The following is a 16,653-nucleotide window of genomic DNA, read 5'->3' on the forward strand; positions in this document are numbered from 1 at the left end:
GAAACAAGCTTTCCAGAAAAAGTATCCCCCTTTATGGTATGCACCTATAAAAAACTGTGCTCTACATTGCCTTGCCAGATACTAGCGCAGCACGCGCCAAGCGCTGTATCGCGGGTACAACCTCCTCTACAGGGCGCGCTGGCCCGGCCAGAGTGTCAAAACACTCAAAACTAAGCAATGTGTAGAGCATATTGACGATATCCTCGTGGGTCTGAAGAGCAGGAGGGCTCTGCCGCTCTTCAAAACGCTGGACGAGTACATGCAAACCCTTGCGTCGCCGCTCATCGCGCGCCCGGATAACTTGCTCAAATTCAGGGTCGAGTGCGGCCAATCCTCGCAACCTGCGCGTCACCAGGCGATCCGCCTGCCAGAAACGAGCAAAAACGGCGATATATGTATCCAGGGCATCGAAGGGATCCGCCTGGCGAAAGGCAGAGGCTAATTGCTCCATGCCACCAGAGGTCGCAAGCGAGTCACAAAGCGCTTCAAGCAGGCCCGTTTTAGAGCCAAACTGATGATAGACTGTCATCCTGGCGACGTCTGCCTGACGCGCAACGGCGTCAATGGAGAAACCAGATATGCCTTCATCTGACATCAGTAGCTCACGCGCAGCGATGAGAATACGGTTTCGCGTCTGCTCAGTTGCGGCCTGTCTCTGACCAAGACGATAAGGGCGCGGACTCATAGTTGCCTTGACACCTCTCATATTTTCATTGTATAGTCTGCCTATCTAAATTAATTAAGCAGTTTGTCTATATAATATTCTTCGCGCACGAGAGAGTAAAGAGAGGAGTTTATCAGCATGTCACGTCCATTTCGTTTCGGTGTCGTTGCTGCATATGCGCAATCGCATCGTGCCTGGATTGAAACTGCTCGCAAGGCCGAGACATTGGGATATGCCACGTTGCTCATACCAGACCGCGCCAATATTGGCAGTCTCGCGCCTCTCACGGCCCTGGCCACGGCCGCTGAGGCCACCACATCTCTGCATGTGGGGAGCTATGTCTTCTCCAATGAATATCGCCATCCCGTTATCCTCGCCCGAGAGGCGGCAACACTCGCCCTCCTCTCTGAGGGCCGCTTTGAGTTGGGGCTGGGAGCTGGCGTCGGAGAAGCCGAGGCCCGGCAACTAGGCATAGATTTTCCCAAGGCAGGCACACGGGTCGCGCGCCTTGAAGAGACGCTTCAGATTACCAGGCGCCTCTTTGCAGAAGAGGTCGTCAATTTTACAGGCAAGCACTATACCCTGCGTGACGTTAAGGGCTTTACGGGCCCCATGCAGCAGGGACGGCCACCCCTTCTCGTCGCGGGAGCAGGCGAACGCATGCTCAAACTGGCCGCCAGGGAGGCCGATATCATCGCCATTGGATCTAAATTTACTGGGCGTGGACCAGACCCATCTGATGCGACCCTGGAGCAAAAATTGGCCTGGATTCGCGAGGCCGCAGGAGAGCGTTTCTCCGAGCTTGAGTTGAGCCAGACCATCTATCATATGCAGATTAGCGATAGTGTCAGCGAGCTTGCTCCATCGGCTGGAGGACCGCCCATACCTAAACAGGCGTTTACGACAGAGCAGGCTGTCGCACATCTCCTTGAGCAGCGCGAGCGCTTTGGCTTCTCGTATCTCCAGGTCTACGAAGGTCAGATGGAGAACTTCGCGCCCGTCATGGCCCTCCTCGCTGGAAAATAATGGTGTATAGGATGGTGTGTACTGGCAACCTACGGTTGCCAGTACACACCATCCTGTACCATGACCAGAAATAAAGCCTATGCCTCGGCTGGTTGCGTCGTCTCGATCATGGTCGAGCGCTTTTTCAAAGTGAGTATGCATCCTGCGCCCATACCCAGGAGAATACTCCCAACCATCACCAGCCAAGTCTCGAGTAGGCCTGGCTTGAGCACCATCAGGTAGATACTACCTACAGCCATAGCATTCATGCCCAGAACCGAGGACCAGAGGATAGGGTCCTGTATCCTCCGTCGCAGGCTGGTGGGTACAGGCCCCTCCGGCAGGGCCAGGGCCTCACGATGCAAGACTTTCAGTCGGCGCGTGTTAATCAGCGGCCCCAGGCCAGTCAGGATCAGCAATCCCGCCAACGAGGCATTGATCCAGGCTGTAGACCAGCCCCAGATCGTAAAGGTCATATGCATCCCCGCGCCCAGTGTGAGTACAAAAGAGAGGGCAAAGATGCGTAGGAGAACAGTGTGCATTCCACACCACACGCGTACCTGCTCAACGGTTCGCGAGCGCAGAATACCAATCATACTTGCCAATTGCAGGCTCATCGCGATAAACAGGCCAGTTACCCCCAGAATATGCGCAAACAAAGCATATGAATATGTGGCCATCAGTACGGTATACTCCTTCTCTAGAAGCAGTTTTTTGGCAGGGAGAGCGTACACAAAAACCCTACCCTCTCTTTAGCATAGCTAATGCACCTATAGCCGCATAGAAATGCTGAGATCATACATCAAAGTATCGGCCTGGGATTATGATTCACCGGGAGTATGACTGACCTTGTTTGCGTTCATATGCCTGGGAGGTGAAGTCGCCCGCCAGGCTGGGTAGGGGAGGCCTGCCAGACGATTGATGACGAAGGCCTGAACAGTAAGCAGGATGACGGCTCCCATCAGTAAGACAAGCTGCCAGGGCTTCGTCAAAATCCCCAGGGAAACAATCAGCGTCGTCGCCCCAGCGGGTGGGTGGGCTGCGTTACAGAGCACCATGACGCCCGCCGTCAGGCCAAGCGAGAGGGCAGCGGCGATCACACGTGGCCACGTCACCCCCGTAGCCAGGGCCGGACCGGCGGAGACTAGGCCGGTAATCAGCAGGCTAAAGTAGCCAGCCAGCGTTCCTATCAAATGTCCAATGATCGTATTACGAGGAGAGGCGCTTGCCGCAGTCGGTGTATAGAAGAAGAGAAAGGCCGTGGGGCCAAGTGAGGGAAAAATAAAGGGAGAGCCTGTAAGTACCGCCAGGGTTGCCATCAAGCCAATGCTGATACACCCATTCACAAAACTAAAGAGCGCGAGCATAGCACGGTTCGAATGGTGCTGCAAGAGTACAGGGAGACGCACACGTGTAAGCAAGCCTGCGACGATATCCGCCATCTCATGGCTTGCTAGCGGCCTGGTATGCAAGGGAAAGTCTGGCCGCTCCTTAATGCGTTTCTGCTCATTTGTCTTATGTGGCATAACATCTCCCGCGCGCTTCACGCTATTGTCTGATGGTAAAATCCTGCCAGCCGCTTAACAGGAGTGCTTTATGGCTCTTTGATACGGCGGCGCGGCCAGAAAACAACGATCAGGGCCAGCGCGAAACCCAGCACACTCGCCAGGGCCAGCCAGGCTAGGCGCGCAACGCGGCCAGAGAGCAATTCATATAACGCATCAGTCACAAGCCAGAGCTGGGCAATGACAATGATAGCAACGATAAAAACCTGGCCCTGCACTATGGCGATACGCCCCTGTAAGCCAGAATAGTTAGGTCCCGGCACCCATCCGCGCGCGCCTCGTGGTGGATGCTTGACCTGGGGATCATCCGGATTTGCGACCCTGCGCGGAATATCTCGTGTATCGCGCTTACTCATCTTGCCACCTGCCTGACCGCGTAAATAGTCCCGTTTTCTATGGCGAGCTGGATAAAGGGGAGCGGGCGCGTCGGAGGGCCGGCGAGCACATTGCCGGTCACCGCGTCAAAACGGCCCTCGTGACATGGACAATGCAGGGTCCCATCTCCTTTATAGAGCACGGCACATGAGAGATGGGTGCAGACATCGCTATAGGCCACCAGCCCTTTACCTGGCAAGTTGATCAGGATACCTTGCTCATACTGGTCAGGGAAATTAAAAACCTTCCATTGATGCTCTCTCAGCTCACCGACCTTCGCGATTGCTACATGCTGAACGCCCGGACCTGACGGAAGATTTCCCAGGATAGCAAACGCGCCCGTGGCAAGGCAAAGCGCACCCGAGCCCGCCAGGAGAAAGCGCAGTGTATCGCGCCGCGTCACAATTTCATCTTCATCCCAGGGATAGGGAAATTCCTGGCGCCATTCTTCCTGCTCTTGATGAGGCTGCGGTTGCGGCTCGCTATTCGCCTCGCGCACAATGTCAGGATTCAATGCTGGCGCGGTAATATTGCTCACCTTACCCTTTTTCTCGGTCGGATCAATTTTTCGTACCATACACTTAGTCTCCCCCTGATGATGCTTGCTTTCCGTCAACACCTGGCGTTACGGGAGCACGCTCAGGCTGCGGATGAGTGGATGGCTCCGGTTCAAGCGGCTGGCGAGGTGTCCAGGGCTGTGCGGGAACGGCTCGCTCTGGAATACCCGCTGTCTCTGCCGGCATCCAGGACGCGGCGTTATTCTGCGCCGTTGGCGCGGGCAGGTTCGCCGATTTGCCAAAGTCGGCGGTCTCCACAAGCGCCAGAATATCTAGCTCCTGATCCTGCTCCGTCATAGTGACATAGTTGCGCGTCCGTACACGCTGATTGCCAAAGAAGAATGTGTTGATCGGTTTGGCCCCCTGTTGCGCTCGCCCTGCCGTGACCCATTCCTCATAGGTGCCATAGAAAATAGCCTGCGTCGGGCAGACCGTTGCGCACATCGGCCCCTTCCCCTGACTGGTCCGGTCATAACAGAGATTACATTTCTGCATGTAATGGCCCGCGATATTAAATTTGGGGACGCCAAAGGGACAGGCATAGCCACAGTTTTCACAATAAATGCAGCGCGTCTCGTCAGCCGACTGCACAACCCCATCGGGGCTCACCAGGATGGCCTGGGCTGGACACACCTGAGCACAAGGCGCCAGCGGGTCTTCACAGTGCATACACAGCGTGGGTGAGGAGGCTACCGTGTTGTGCCGCTCCAGAAAATCTATGTAGATCATGCTCTCGCCCTTGTGCGTATCGCACTCACGGCAGGCCGCGACACATGAACGGCAACCGATGCAGCGTGAGGGATCAAGGAAGATTCTTTTGACCATTTCGGGCATGGCTCTCTCCTTATTAGCGCAGTGTCGGGGTCGGTCGTACTTGTGCTATGGGCAGTTCTTGGCGACGCTTGCGAGCCGCGACAAGGGCCTCGACATCCACATCGCGTGCCCAGGCGGGTTTCTCCGCGGCCCGTGCCACGCTGGCCGCGCATACTTTGTATTCAGGAATTTTCATCATCGGCTCTAGAACTGGGTTGGTGAGCTGGTTCACGGCCTCTGTATGCCCATAGTGGTAAGGGATAAACAGCGTATCCGGACGAATTGAACGTATTACCAGCGCGGGGGCCGTCATCTCGCCCCGCCTGGTACGTACCGTTACCCAGTCCCCATCTCCTATCTCCAGGCGCTGCGCCGTCTGCTCATGCATCTCTACCCAGGGGAAGGGGGCTTGCTCCTTTAAGAATGGGGTCCGCCGCGTCTGGTTGCCGGAGAGATAGTGATAGATCACGCGTCCAGTGGTGAGCACCAGGGGATACTCAGCGTCCGGCTCTTCGGCGGGTGGGATGTAGGGGATGGGATGCAGGCGCGCCTTGCCATCGGGGAAGCCAAAACGCTCCTCGTAGAGGCGGGGCGTCCCCAAATGCTCCTCTGTAGGGCATGGCCAGAATACCCCATTCTGTTCCTCAATCTTTTCATAGGTAATACCCCAGTAATCGGACTTCGCGCCTTTTGTGCAGAGACGATACTCATCGAAGATCTGGCGCGGGGACGTAAAGTTGAAGTACTGGCCCTTCCCCAGGCGCTGCGCCAGTTCACAGACAATCTCCCAATCTCGCTTGGCCTCGCCAGGAGGCTCAACCGCCTTATTGTATTTGATAACACGCCCCTCCAGGCTCGTGGTCGTCCCCTCATCCTCGGCCCACACGGTACCAGGCAACACAATATCCGCCAGCTCCGCTGTCTCCGAGAGGAAGAAATCAGCCACCACAAACAGGTCCAGCCCGCGCAGGGCCCGTTCAACGGTATGCTGGTCGGGCAGAGAAACCATGGGATTGGTACAGACCATAAAGCAGGCACGAATCTCCTGGCGCAGCATGGCCGGAATCATCAGGGTCGCGGGATAGCCAGCATGGGGAAGTTCCTTTTCATCGATGTCCCAGACTGAACTGATGTACTCGCGGTCCTCAGGATTCTCGATATCGCGGCAACCGGGAAGTTGCGTCGCCTTCTGCCCGACTTCGCGGCCCCCCTGGCCATTCCCCTGGCCAGTCAGAGTGCCGCAGCCCGCGCCGGGACGCCCAAAGTTCCCCGTGGCCAGGGCCAGGTTCATGGCCGCGACACCATTATCGACGCCTTTGCTCTGATGCTCCAGGCCACGCGCGGTATAGGTCAGCGCAGCTTGCGCGCGACCATAGAGGCGTGCCGCCTCGATGATGGCTTCAGGTTTCAGGCCACACACCCGCGCCACACCCTCGGGTGGATACTGCTCAATCAGAGCCTTTGTCTCCTCCCAACCAACCGTGCGTTCGCGTAGAAACTTCTCATCGACCAGGCCCTCTTTGAGAATAACATGCAGCATACCATTGAGCAGGGCAGAATCCGTGCCTGAGCGCAGGGGGAGATAGATATCAGCGGTGCGCGCAATGGGGGTCTGGCGTGGATCGGCAACGATAAGCTTACAGCCTCGATCTCGTGCCTGCCAGAGATAACTGGTAATGATGGGGAAACACTCCCCCACGTTGGCCCCGATCACGAAAATGCAATCGGCATGCAACATATCACTGATAGGATTGGCGGCACGATCTATACCGAGTGAGCGCTCATTGGCGCCTGTGGCCGAGGACATACACAGGCGGCCATTATAATCGCAATGGCGCGTGCCAAGCGCCACACGGGCAAACTTGCCCATGATATAGCACTTCTCGTTGGTCATGGAGGACCCGCTAAAGACTGAGACGCAATCTCCGCCATGCTCGGCCTGCAAGGTTTGAAAGCGCCGGGCAATGGTATCTAGCGCTTCATCCCAGCTTGCTGGCTCCAGGGGGCTATTTTTGCCATGGCGACGCATCAAGGGACTGGTTAAGCGATCAGGATGGTGAACTGTCTGATAGGCTGTCGAGCCTTTGGGGCAAAGCATCCCGTGATTCAGGGGAAAATCTTCGCGTGGCTCCACGCCAACAACCCGCCCTCGAGCAACCTTGAGATACATACCACATTGGACGCCACAATAGCAGCAATGCGTGGGCACATAGCGATCAATAACCTCGTCTGAACGCCAGCGGTTCGGCACATGGTCTCCGGTGTGGAAATCAAAGGTTTCGGGTTGATTCCTGCGCAAATGGCGAAAAATATTCTTGTCAACGCTCATATGCTTCCCTCATTTCAAGAATCTCTCTGGCAAGCAGAATCAGCCATTACAAAAAGCGGTTCCCCTCATGGCCCAACGCCGCGAGATTGGCCTGCGCGCGCAGGACGCGTTTGCAGGTGGGGCAGAGATCCTGCCACCAGAGCGTATCCGTGGCCCGCTCCTCTACTGCTGGTGCATCTGGATGAGTTGCTCGCTTCTCGGGACTATCCACACGCAGGGTATAGTTCTCGCCAACCTCATACAGCGTCTTCTTTAAGTCCTGCACAAAGCGCACCGGGGCAAATTCTTCCTGGCAGCGCGCACACTTCTGCATTGCGGTCCCTTCGCCTGTACGCCAGTACAGCTCGATCCCAACCGTAGCCGGGCGCTCAATAAGGTGGAAAAATTTGCCAAACGGGAGCGAGATCAGCCAGAGCACCACAACCGCTTCATGGACCAGGGAGATATACCAATAATATGCGCCTCCCAGCCAGGTACTATCAGCGGTAAGCGCCAGGCCAGTCACAGCGATAGCCAGCAGCAAGGCCAGGGGCATAATATCGAAGCGGAAGCGCTGCACTGCGATCAAGGCCAGATCATGAAAGCGACGATGAAAGGCTAGCACCAGGCCGACCAGCAAGATCATCGCCGTTATATCCAGCGCATGAAAAATGAGAAAGGCCAGGAACGTATCGGCTGGTAAGGAGAAGAAAGGGAAACCAAAGACCCAGATCTGATAGAGGCCAGAGGCGGTCTGAGTAAAACGCAGCCAGCCAAAGGTCAAGGGGAAGGTAATTGCACAGGAGAGGATGACGCCCCAAAAGATACACTGGTGTGTCAGCCAGCGATATAGACCACGCCTACGAATAAATTGTTGCGCGAACAAGTCGAACAGGGCGCCTGGTATCAGCATCGTATAGCGCCGAAAATTGGCATAGGGGAGAAATAATTCCCAGCTACGCTTCCAGTAGCGTCCCGTCGGCGGGCGAAATAGCCAGAACGAATATTTATACGTCACCGCCGCGACCGCGAAAATAGTTGCCACAGCATAACCAATGAGCGCGGCATCAAACCAGTGGAAGCCTCGCGAGCCAAACGCGATAAGAAGCACCAGGACGACAGCCGCCAACACACCAAAGCAGACCGAACGTATCCGCAGACCGATCGGCTTGCGTCGTCGCCGAAGGTCCACGGATTTCCGCACTGGCCCAGGAGAAGGGATGGAGGTCTGAGCCATACAAGCATATCCTTTCGCCCAAAGAGAGAGCACTCTCATATGTAGCAAACAGAACAATATACATCGCTTAGCGATACAATATTGACACGCATGATATCGCCTTCAAGGTGACAATATGCCCCCAGAGTCACGCTTCTCGCCTGGGCGAACAGGCATCAAATGATCTCACCATGTAGGGTCCAAGCTAGCTTGGACTGGAGGTCCACAGGCCGCCGCGTCCCCGAATGGGGAATACCCATTCGCAGAGGAGGTCGCTACGCTCGCAGTCCATGCCAGCAGAGACCCTACAGCTTGCAGTCGACCCTACATATAGCGGCGTACCACCATTTGCACATGCCTATCTGGTCGCAAGGTAAGTGACTTGCCTGGATCAGGTGTAATCTGTTGTCCTGGCACCAGTTCGAAGGTGACACGTTGGGCGAGGGTTGAAAGAAGAAGTTGTCCCTCCATCATGGCAAAGTAGTTGCCAATACAAATGCGCGGGCCCGCGCCAAAGGGGAGATAAGCATAGCGTGGAAGCTGCTTCTCACGCTCAGGTGTAAAGCGCTCAGGATCAAACTCAAAGGGGTGCGGGAAGTAGTCGGGACGATTATGCATGACATAGGGCGCGATGAGAACCAGATCACCCTTATGCACCTGATAACCATCAATCACAATGTCCTTCAACGCGGCACGCCCCATAGCATACGCCGGCGGATACATACGCAACGTTTCTTTGAAGACTTGCTGGCTGTATGGCAACTTTGTGAGATCCGCATAGGTGGCTGCTCGTCCTCCCAACGCGCTCCGCGCCTCCTCTTGAAGCTTGCGGTATTGCTCAGGATGCTGGGCCAGCAGGTACCACGCCCAGGTCAGGGCCACAGCGGTCGTCTCATGCCCCGCGCCAAAAAGCGTCAGGCACTCGTCGATCAACTGCTCATTATCCATGGGCTTGCCCTCGTCGTCACGCGCCCGCAACAGGATCGAGAGAAAGTCGTTGCCCTCCTCCGCACTGGCACGCCGCTCCTCAATCATCTGTTGAATACGGCTTCGCAGCAGCGCAATCGCCTGGTGCGCCCGCTTATTCTGTGGTGTCGGCCAGTTATATGGAGTTGGAAGCAGGCGCGCCAGGCGGTGACCTACAAAATTGAGGGTCGTCGCCATCGCCGCACCAAGCTCATCGGTCTCTGTAAACACATCCACGTTGAAGAGCACCTTGCCAATAATGCTCATGGTGATGGTGGTCATCTCTTCGTCGATATTGATCCGTGCGCCATCCTGCCAACGCTGCTGTACCTGCTCGCCATAGTACACCATATTATCGGCATAGCTAGCGATGTGGCGTGGCTGGAAGGGCGGGGCCATAATCTTACGCTGGCGACGGTGGAAATCACCCTCGCTGGTAAAAATACCATTACCAATCACCGGGCGAAAGACATTATGAATGGATTCGCCTTTATCGAAGTCATAGGCATGCTCCACCAGGATACTATGCACATGCTCAGCGGAGAAAAAGGCTGGCAGGGGAAAGGGCCCCATATGGAAGCCACTCACCGGACCCTGCTCACGCCACATGCGCATAAACAGATTCAGGCGATCCCGCTGATACTTGAAGAGGCTTCCCACGACGGGCGATTCTTTAATAAAGGGTATAGACTTTACGGTAGTTTTCTCTTGCGTTTCCAGTTCTGTGACCATAATCTCTCTGCCTCACTTCCTGGGTATATATCTATCACTTCTTCCCAGGATGTTCATTTCATTCATACAATTTTTTCTACCTCTATTTAATCACAGAACGGCCGCATGTGCTTCAGCGAGGGGTAATTTCAAAGCGCCAGATTGGGATATCACGCCATTCCCAGGGTATATTCACAATCTCCTCGAGGGTGGAGGTACCGCACCAATAGCGAATCCCATACATGGTCGCCCTGTGGCCAATTACGACGATTGTTTTCCCGTCATATCCACGCGTTACATCCTGGAGAAAGGCTCCCACGCGTTGGGCGGCCATAGAGACGCTCTCGCCACCTGGGAAAGGCTCTGTGATGCGCCGTGGGAACTCCCCCTCCACCTGCTCCCTGGGATACTGCGTCATCTCGCCATAGTCAAACTCGCGCAGGCGTGCATCGGGCATCACAGGCAAACCACGCTCGCCAAAGAGAAGATGCGCCGTTACAACCGCGCGTTGCAGATCGGAACAGAAAACAGCGTCAATCTTCTCACTCGCATGGTGCTTTCCCAGTTCAACCGCCTGCTGCCTCCCCAATGCAGAGAGCGGCACATCCGCGTGTCCCGAGGCCCGCCCCGCCTCGTTGTCCACGCTCGTCGAATGAGGTGAATAAAAGAGCGTCAACATTTATGCTTCCTTCCTTGCCTTTTACAATTCTTTTGTATGCACGTTATAGCACAAATTGTAGGAGGCATGCAGGGCTTCCTCCTTTAGCGGATATTTTTACTGGCGCGAGAAAGGGAGCGCCCATTTCCAGACGCAGAAGACAAAGATTGCGCTTCCCAGGATGACAAACAGGTGGAAGATCTCGTGGAAGCCAAAGACGCGTGGGGAGGGGTTGGGCCAGCGCAGAGCATAGACAATTGCACCCAGCGTGTAGGAGACCCCGCCAAGAATCATGGTTACCACAAACGTCCAGGAGAGCGCGCTTAGAAAGGCGGGAAAGGCCAGGAGCGCGACCCAGCCCATGATAATGTAGAGCACGGTCCCAATCCAGCGTGGCAGGCGCAGGGTATAGGGCACTACCGTAAAGGCCAGACCCAGAAACGCGAGCGTCCAGATCGTCCCAAGCAGGGCGATACGTATCCAGCCGCTGAGAATATTGAAGCAGAGTGGAGTATAGGTGCCCGCGATCAGGACAAAGATATTGGAGTGATCGATAGCACGAAGCACATGGCGTGTACCAGGCTTCCAGGTTCCGATATGATAAAAGGCGCTTACGGTATACAATTCCATCATACTCAAACCAAAGACGAGCAGCGAAATTAGGCGTGGCACATCCGAACGGCTGAGCCAACAAAAGAGAAACGTTAAAACAAGGGCGGCAAAGGCTGCCAGCGCGTGTGACCAGCCTCGCAACAACGGTTTGATGACCTTTTGTATCTCTTGCTCCAACGACGATACTTGTTCCTGAACCATGTTATTAGCACATCCTTATGTTCTATCTTCTACGTATGTAACCAGATATACAAGCTATTGGTTTGCCCCCTCGCGCCTGCGGCGCTCATTCGGTTATATGGTGTGCCCAGGCAGCCTGCGACTGCCTGGGCACACCACATAACCACTTGTCTTATTAGAGCAACTTCTCGTGGTGAGAGTTTCACGAGAGCGTGCAAGAGGAATAGGAGACCCGCACAAACACGCGGTTCTGGGTTGACATTCCCGCGTTTCTTGTATATAGTTTATCTGTCAATTGTTGGATGATCAACAAACATATGTTGTTAAATATAGATCTCAAGGAACGCAGCGTTATGCCTGATCTGACCAAGCAAGTAACGAACAAAACACCGCCAATGCCGGCGGTAACAGAAATGACCGATAATATTACCTCCGCCCCCGGAGATTTACCTGTCCCTGAGATTGAAGCTCGCATTCTCGCTCAGCAGAACCAGTTTCGCCATGACAATATTCTCATTCCTTCTGCTCCCCAGGCGGGTCAAGCTGTGGAGATCTGGGCAACGAGTGGTGAAAATCATCCCCTGGAGCGCGGCGTCCTCTTCTACACCACAGATGGAAGTCTGCCAGATACCTCCTCAATGACCTTGCCACTGGAAAAGGTACGCGTCGATTGGGAGACGCAAACTGGCTACCTCACACGCTGGCGGGCCATTCTTCCCGCGCAGGCTGCACACACCATTGTCCGCTACCGCATTGGCGGCTGGTATCGCCATTCATATCAGGAAAAGCCAGATGTCTGGGCACAAGATGGGCAGGGGCACTGGTACCGCCAGCGGGGTCCACTCGCCGTCACTACCTTCGCCTATACCGTTGAGTCGGAAGCACCTCATTTTCCACAATGGACCCAGGATGGCATTATTTATCAGATCTTTGTGGATCGTTTTCGCACCAGCGAACCAGGTGGCGCCTTCCAGCATAATCCTGATCTCCAGGCGCTGCATGGTGGAACGCTACAGGGTGTCATCGACGCTCTGCCCTATCTAGCGGATCTAGGCGTCACCTGTCTCTGGCTCTCACCAATTCACCAGGCCGAGACCTATCATCGTTATGATGGGATAGATTTTAATACCGTCGATCCCAGGCTGGGCACAAATGAGGATGTCAAAGAGCTGACGCAACGTGCCCATGCTCAGGGGATGCGTGTTATCCTGGATTTTGTTCCCAGCCACGTCTCCTGGCATCATCCCGCCTTCCTTGAGGCTCAGCAGAATCAGGATGCGGAATCAGCCGACTGGTTTACCTTCTACGCCTGGCCTGACAACTATCGTAGCTTCCTCGACATGGTTCCCTCGCTTCCCTCTTTTAGCACCGATAGTCGGGGTGCTCGCCGCTATATTTTTGAGAGTGCCGTCACATGGTTAAAGGACTACGGAATAGACGGTTTTCGCCTCGATCATGCGATTGGACATAGCATGGATTTCTGGACCGAGTTCCGCCAGGTCACACGCATGGTCGCGCCTGAATCTATCACGGTAGGCGAGGTGACGGATACACCTGATAGCATGGCTCGCTTCCATGGTAAACTGGATGGGCTGCTCGATTTCCCCCTGGCCTCTGCCTTGCGCCACACCTTTGGAATCAAAGATTGGAATGTCCAGAGGCTCGATACATTCCTCTATAGCTATGAACAATTTATGACACAGGCGCCAGAGCGTGTGAGCTTCCTGGATAACCATGACATGAACCGCTTCCTCTTTGTAGCCAACCAGGATATCCAACGCCTCAAAATGGCGGCTCTCTGCCAGTTTACCCTGACCGCAACACCTGTCATCTACTATGGAACTGAGGTTGGGATGTCTCATTCCGTAGACATTGGAACGGTGGCTGGTGGTGATGCCCTCGTTCGCCAGGATATGCCCTGGGCCACAGAACAATGGAACCAGGATCTGCTCTCCTTCTATCGCTCACTTATTCAGATAAGGAAGACCTTCCCAGTTCTGCGGCAGGGAAAACGTCGTACCATGTACCTGGATGTAGCTCAGAAAACCTATGCCTATGCCCAAACATCGAGTGATATAGATGCACTGATCTATGGCGATATCCTGGTGACCTTCAACCTGAGTAATACACAACAGATCTTGCTTCTTCCCAAGCCTGGCAAGGCTCGCGAATATACATGCCTCCTGGCAACGCGCGGACAGGTAAACGCACGCCTCACTGAACAAGGCATCGAGATTGCCCTGCCGCCACAGAGCGGAGCGGCTTTCACAACATTGTAGGATCCAGGCTAGCTTGGGCTCGTCCAGTCCGCAGGTCAATACCTTAGGTACGGGAAGGTCGCTTCGCTCGGAGTCCAAGCCAACCTGGACCCTACATGTTATTACGACTCATTTACTACTTCTCCGAACACCCTGAGCGCGAAGCGCTAGACACGCTAGTGGCGCTGCGCCCCCGAATGGGGGTTGGGTTTCGGAATAAGATCTTAGTATGTTGGAGGTTTGACGGTGACGTGCCCGGTCAGTACCGCTACCTGGTTGACATGGAGCAGTAGAGTAGGATCCACTGCCCCACTTATCTGTAAGACTGCGCCCTGATGAATATCTTTGAGGCTGCCTAACGCGATGGGCGTCGATGTGGGAAGCCATTGCATGCGAATAATTTGCCCTGTGCGCATGTAGGAGAGATCGTTCTGGCGTATAAGCAGGGTCGCATAGATAAAATAGTCAAAATTATCGTACTTTGGCCTGCGGTCGATGACCTGGGTCTTCGTCACCTCGCAATAGATTTTGACAGGCATATCAGGAGTGACGCTGGCGGTAGGGGTAGGCGTCGTCTTCATCTGGGTTGGTGTGGCGGTCGGCGTAACAAAGGTTGCCAGGGGACCCATCTGGGTTGTACCATCGATGAGTGCTTGCTGCGTGCGATTCCAGGGTACATACAGTACCCAGGCAAGCAGCGCAACCATCCCAATCAGGATGCAGATACTCACTAGCGGTTGCCACCACCTATGTTGCGGACTTTTCACACTAATTTACTTCCTCTCAATACCTCTGGCAAGTAGATTTTGTCTCCCCATATATTCGCCCATTGACTACTCTCTCTGGTGCCGGAATATAGCACAGGCAGGGCGAAAATGCAACCAGGTTGAGAGAAGAGGCAGTGTTGTGCAGCTTTTTTGTCGCTTTATAATGCAAGTGATCACCGCTTTCGAGCTAGCCAGGCTCATCGTAGGTATCTAGAGTCGCGTCTATGCGCTTCATAAATACATCGTTGTACGATACGTAACGCGTCTATGCGCAAAGGAGAAGATCTATGGATTCTGCTACAGTGACCGTCTTATGGGTCACATCGCTCATCATGATCCTTTGTACACTCGTCTTTACCTACCGCTCATTTCGCGCGCGTATCGAAATCAAACACTTTTACTACCTTACCGCCCTGATTACGTTGATAGCAGCCACCCTATATATGACTATGGCCAGCGGTTATGGTGGCATCGGGCTGAATGGGAAGGTCATCCTCTTTGGCCGCTACATTGACTGGGTCATTACGACGCCGCTCCTACTCATGAACCTGGCCTTGATTGCCTTACCACGTAATTTCCCCAGTCGCTTTGCTGTCATCGGCACCATGATTGCTGCCGATGTATATATGATTGTTTCAGGACTGGGTGCCTCGCTTATTCGCAGCAACTTCCGCTGGGCGTTCTTTGCTGTAAGTTGTGCGGGCTTCCTGGCCGTACTCTACTTTATTATAGTCAAACTTACTCCAGAAGCAAATGTACGCAGCGGGCCAGTGCAGCGCCACTATAGTACACTGGCGATTATGCTCATCGCGCTCTGGGTCTGTTACCCCATCGTCTGGATCCTGGGTACCGAGGGCTTCGGCATCATCTCTCTCTTGCCTGAGGTCATTCTCTACGCGATTCTCGACGTCCTGGCCAAGGGTGCCTTCGGCTTCGTACTTCTGAGCAAACCTGGCGTCCTCCTCGAAGCAGAGCGCGAGACTGCTCCTATCAACAGCGTAGCCGCGCAGTGGTAACAAACATATTGTGCGCAGGCACTACGCGCCATAGAAAAGAGAGAGGACTTTGCCCTCTCTCTTTTCTATGGCGCGTAGTGCCTGCGGTGCCCAAAGATATGCGAAGAAACTTCACACCAAACGATGACCGCCGTCTACAGGCAAAACAGTCGCAGTTGTAAACTCGTTCTCCATCAGGAAGATGGCTGCATGACCTATGTCCGAGGGGCGGCCAATACGGCCTGCTGGCAGACGCTGCGCCATCTGCTCAAAATTGGCTAATTTGTTGGCTGCCAGGGCCGATGTCTCCCAGATCGGTGTATCGATCCAACCGGGGGAGATGGTGTTGACACGTACTGGTGCCAGGCCAATGGCCAGGGCATAGGTAAACGAGAAGAGACCACCATTGACTGCTGCCACAAGTGCGGCTGTTGCCATTGGGCGCTCAGCAGCGATTCCAGCCGTAAAGGTAATCGAGCCGTGCCCATTGATCTGCCGCGAGGCATATTTCGAGAGCAGTAGCGCCGCGATAAGCTTCGCATCGATAGTCTTGCGCGCAGCCTCCAGGTCAAAGTCGCGAATTGGCTGGTAAGCGAGATGAGAGGCAGCCGAGACAAAAAGATGATCGAATCTCCCGGCAGTCTCAAACAGGTGGCGCACCTCGTCTTCACGCGTGACATCGGCCGAGATCGACTTTACACGCTCTCCGCCCGCCAGGTTCTCAGTAGCCTGGGCCAGTCGCTCCGAAGAACGTCCCACAATGACTACTTTAGCCCCTTTCGCCAGGGCAGCCTGAGCGACGCCAAATCCCATGCCAGAACTTCCCCCCACCACAATGATTGTATTCCCGCTAATATCCATATTGTTGTCTCCTTGAGATATCGTCCTGGGCCGGTAAAACCTCGTCCTCAACCCAGCGAAAGTGTATAATGAAAAGTATTCTTGAACCAGACGAGCGTTTATCATAGGAGTGGGGCTCCTATGGAACATCAATAGCTAAAGG

15 protein-coding genes and 1 pseudogene are annotated in these 16,653 nt (G+C 54.7%); 3 read left to right on the plus strand and 13 right to left on the minus strand.

Annotated elements, in window-relative coordinates; all coding sequences use genetic code 11:
* Nucleotides 1–61: 61 nt before the first annotated feature.
* Entirely contained in the window at nucleotides 62–685 is a 624-nt protein-coding gene (locus tag JMJ04_RS34210; RefSeq protein ID WP_201374861.1) for a TetR/AcrR family transcriptional regulator, read from the minus strand.
* 117 nt (nucleotides 686–802) lie between these two features.
* Here JMJ04_RS34210 and JMJ04_RS34215 point away from each other — a divergent pair, with 117 nt between their 5' ends.
* Complete coding sequence (locus JMJ04_RS34215; protein WP_201374862.1) at nucleotides 803–1,690, plus strand: TIGR03621 family F420-dependent LLM class oxidoreductase; 888 nt, start codon at nucleotides 803–805, stop codon at nucleotides 1,688–1,690.
* Nucleotides 1,691–1,767: 77 nt separating this feature from the next.
* Here JMJ04_RS34215 and JMJ04_RS34220 read toward each other — a convergent pair whose 3' ends face one another.
* From JMJ04_RS34220 to trhA, 10 genes and pseudogenes are all read right to left on the minus strand, one after another.
* Nucleotides 1,768–2,349 (minus strand): hypothetical protein, encoded by a 582-nt coding sequence (locus JMJ04_RS34220; RefSeq protein ID WP_201374863.1) that lies wholly within the window; start codon nucleotides 2,347–2,349, stop codon nucleotides 1,768–1,770.
* 141 nt (nucleotides 2,350–2,490) lie between these two features.
* The gene (locus JMJ04_RS34225) at nucleotides 2,491–3,195 is read right to left on the minus strand and encodes an HPP family protein (protein WP_201374864.1); all 705 of its coding nucleotides are present in this window, start codon (nucleotides 3,193–3,195) and stop codon (nucleotides 2,491–2,493) included.
* A gap of 68 nt (nucleotides 3,196–3,263) precedes the next feature.
* Complete coding sequence (locus JMJ04_RS34230; RefSeq protein ID WP_201374865.1) at nucleotides 3,264–3,590, minus strand: hypothetical protein; 327 nt, start codon at nucleotides 3,588–3,590, stop codon at nucleotides 3,264–3,266.
* Nucleotides 3,587–4,186 carry a QcrA and Rieske domain-containing protein gene (locus JMJ04_RS34235; RefSeq protein WP_201374866.1) on the minus strand — a complete coding sequence of 200 codons (600 nt, stop codon included), beginning with the start codon at nucleotides 4,184–4,186 and terminating at the stop codon, nucleotides 3,587–3,589. Before JMJ04_RS34235 ends, JMJ04_RS34230 begins: the two co-directional genes overlap by 4 nt.
* 292 nt (nucleotides 4,187–4,478) lie before the next feature.
* Nucleotides 4,479–4,991: pseudogene (locus JMJ04_RS49135) on the minus strand (4Fe-4S dicluster domain-containing protein); the annotation flags it as partial.
* 22 nt (nucleotides 4,992–5,013) lie between these two features.
* Nucleotides 5,014–7,308: a molybdopterin oxidoreductase family protein gene (locus JMJ04_RS34245; RefSeq protein WP_201374867.1), complete on the minus strand. Its 2,295-nt coding sequence runs from the start codon at nucleotides 7,306–7,308 to the stop codon at nucleotides 5,014–5,016.
* 46 nt (nucleotides 7,309–7,354) lie between these two features.
* Nucleotides 7,355–8,524, minus strand: a complete 1,170-nt coding sequence (locus tag JMJ04_RS34250; RefSeq protein ID WP_201374868.1) for a hypothetical protein — start codon at nucleotides 8,522–8,524, stop codon at nucleotides 7,355–7,357.
* A 303-nt stretch (nucleotides 8,525–8,827) separates the two neighbouring features.
* Nucleotides 8,828–10,201, minus strand: coding sequence for a cytochrome P450 (locus JMJ04_RS34255; protein ID WP_201374869.1), 1,374 nt, complete (start codon nucleotides 10,199–10,201; stop codon nucleotides 8,828–8,830).
* Nucleotides 10,202–10,313: 112 nt separating this feature from the next.
* A complete protein-coding gene (locus JMJ04_RS34260; RefSeq protein WP_201374870.1) occupies nucleotides 10,314–10,859 on the minus strand; it encodes a histidine phosphatase family protein in 546 nt (181 codons plus the stop codon).
* 96 nt (nucleotides 10,860–10,955) lie between these two features.
* Entirely contained in the window at nucleotides 10,956–11,651 is a 696-nt protein-coding gene (gene trhA / locus JMJ04_RS34265) for a PAQR family membrane homeostasis protein TrhA (protein ID WP_201374871.1), read from the minus strand.
* A gap of 332 nt (nucleotides 11,652–11,983) precedes the next feature.
* On the opposite strand from trhA, the gene JMJ04_RS34270 reads away from it, so the two are divergent.
* Entirely contained in the window at nucleotides 11,984–13,909 is a 1,926-nt protein-coding gene (locus tag JMJ04_RS34270; protein WP_201374872.1) for an alpha-amylase family glycosyl hydrolase, read from the plus strand.
* A gap of 203 nt (nucleotides 13,910–14,112) precedes the next feature.
* On the opposite strand, the gene JMJ04_RS34275 is transcribed toward JMJ04_RS34270, so the two are convergent.
* Nucleotides 14,113–14,655 carry a hypothetical protein gene (locus JMJ04_RS34275; RefSeq protein ID WP_201374873.1) on the minus strand — a complete coding sequence of 181 codons (543 nt, stop codon included), beginning with the start codon at nucleotides 14,653–14,655 and terminating at the stop codon, nucleotides 14,113–14,115.
* 287 nt (nucleotides 14,656–14,942) lie between these two features.
* On the opposite strand from JMJ04_RS34275, the gene JMJ04_RS34280 reads away from it, so the two are divergent.
* On the plus strand, nucleotides 14,943–15,671 hold the full coding sequence (locus JMJ04_RS34280; RefSeq protein WP_201374874.1) for a bacteriorhodopsin: 729 nt from the start codon (nucleotides 14,943–14,945) through the stop codon (nucleotides 15,669–15,671).
* A gap of 111 nt (nucleotides 15,672–15,782) precedes the next feature.
* Here the strand turns inward: JMJ04_RS34280 and JMJ04_RS34285 are convergent, their stop codons facing one another.
* The gene (locus JMJ04_RS34285; protein ID WP_201374875.1) at nucleotides 15,783–16,511 is read right to left on the minus strand and encodes an SDR family oxidoreductase; all 729 of its coding nucleotides are present in this window, start codon (nucleotides 16,509–16,511) and stop codon (nucleotides 15,783–15,785) included.
* Between the last annotated feature and the right edge of the window lie 142 nt (nucleotides 16,512–16,653).

This window comes from Ktedonobacter robiniae, from assembly GCF_016587375.1.
Taxonomy (GTDB): Bacteria; Chloroflexota; Ktedonobacteria; order Ktedonobacterales; family Ktedonobacteraceae; genus Ktedonobacter; species Ktedonobacter robiniae.

Excerpts from the sequence above, each read along its gene's own strand:
- JMJ04_RS34210 (WP_201374861.1), bottom strand. The coding sequence starts at position 685 with ATGAGTCCGCGCCCTTATCGTCTTGGTCAGAGACAGGCCGCAACTGAG.
- JMJ04_RS34215 (WP_201374862.1), top strand. The coding sequence starts at position 803 with ATGTCACGTCCATTTCGTTTCGGTGTCGTTGCTGCATATGCGCAATCG.
- JMJ04_RS34220 (WP_201374863.1), bottom strand. The coding sequence starts at position 2,349 with ATGGCCACATATTCATATGCTTTGTTTGCGCATATTCTGGGGGTAACT.
- JMJ04_RS34225 (WP_201374864.1), bottom strand. The coding sequence starts at position 3,195 with ATGCCACATAAGACAAATGAGCAGAAACGCATTAAGGAGCGGCCAGAC.
- JMJ04_RS34230 (WP_201374865.1), bottom strand. The coding sequence starts at position 3,590 with ATGAGTAAGCGCGATACACGAGATATTCCGCGCAGGGTCGCAAATCCG.
- JMJ04_RS34235 (WP_201374866.1), bottom strand. The coding sequence starts at position 4,186 with ATGGTACGAAAAATTGATCCGACCGAGAAAAAGGGTAAGGTGAGCAAT.
- JMJ04_RS34245 (WP_201374867.1), bottom strand. The coding sequence starts at position 7,308 with ATGAGCGTTGACAAGAATATTTTTCGCCATTTGCGCAGGAATCAACCC.
- JMJ04_RS34250 (WP_201374868.1), bottom strand. The coding sequence starts at position 8,524 with ATGGCTCAGACCTCCATCCCTTCTCCTGGGCCAGTGCGGAAATCCGTG.
- JMJ04_RS34255 (WP_201374869.1), bottom strand. The coding sequence starts at position 10,201 with ATGGTCACAGAACTGGAAACGCAAGAGAAAACTACCGTAAAGTCTATA.
- JMJ04_RS34260 (WP_201374870.1), bottom strand. The coding sequence starts at position 10,859 with ATGTTGACGCTCTTTTATTCACCTCATTCGACGAGCGTGGACAACGAG.
- trhA (WP_201374871.1), bottom strand. The coding sequence starts at position 11,651 with ATGGTTCAGGAACAAGTATCGTCGTTGGAGCAAGAGATACAAAAGGTC.
- JMJ04_RS34270 (WP_201374872.1), top strand. The coding sequence starts at position 11,984 with ATGCCTGATCTGACCAAGCAAGTAACGAACAAAACACCGCCAATGCCG.
- JMJ04_RS34280 (WP_201374874.1), top strand. The coding sequence starts at position 14,943 with ATGGATTCTGCTACAGTGACCGTCTTATGGGTCACATCGCTCATCATG.
- JMJ04_RS34285 (WP_201374875.1), bottom strand. The coding sequence starts at position 16,511 with ATGGATATTAGCGGGAATACAATCATTGTGGTGGGGGGAAGTTCTGGC.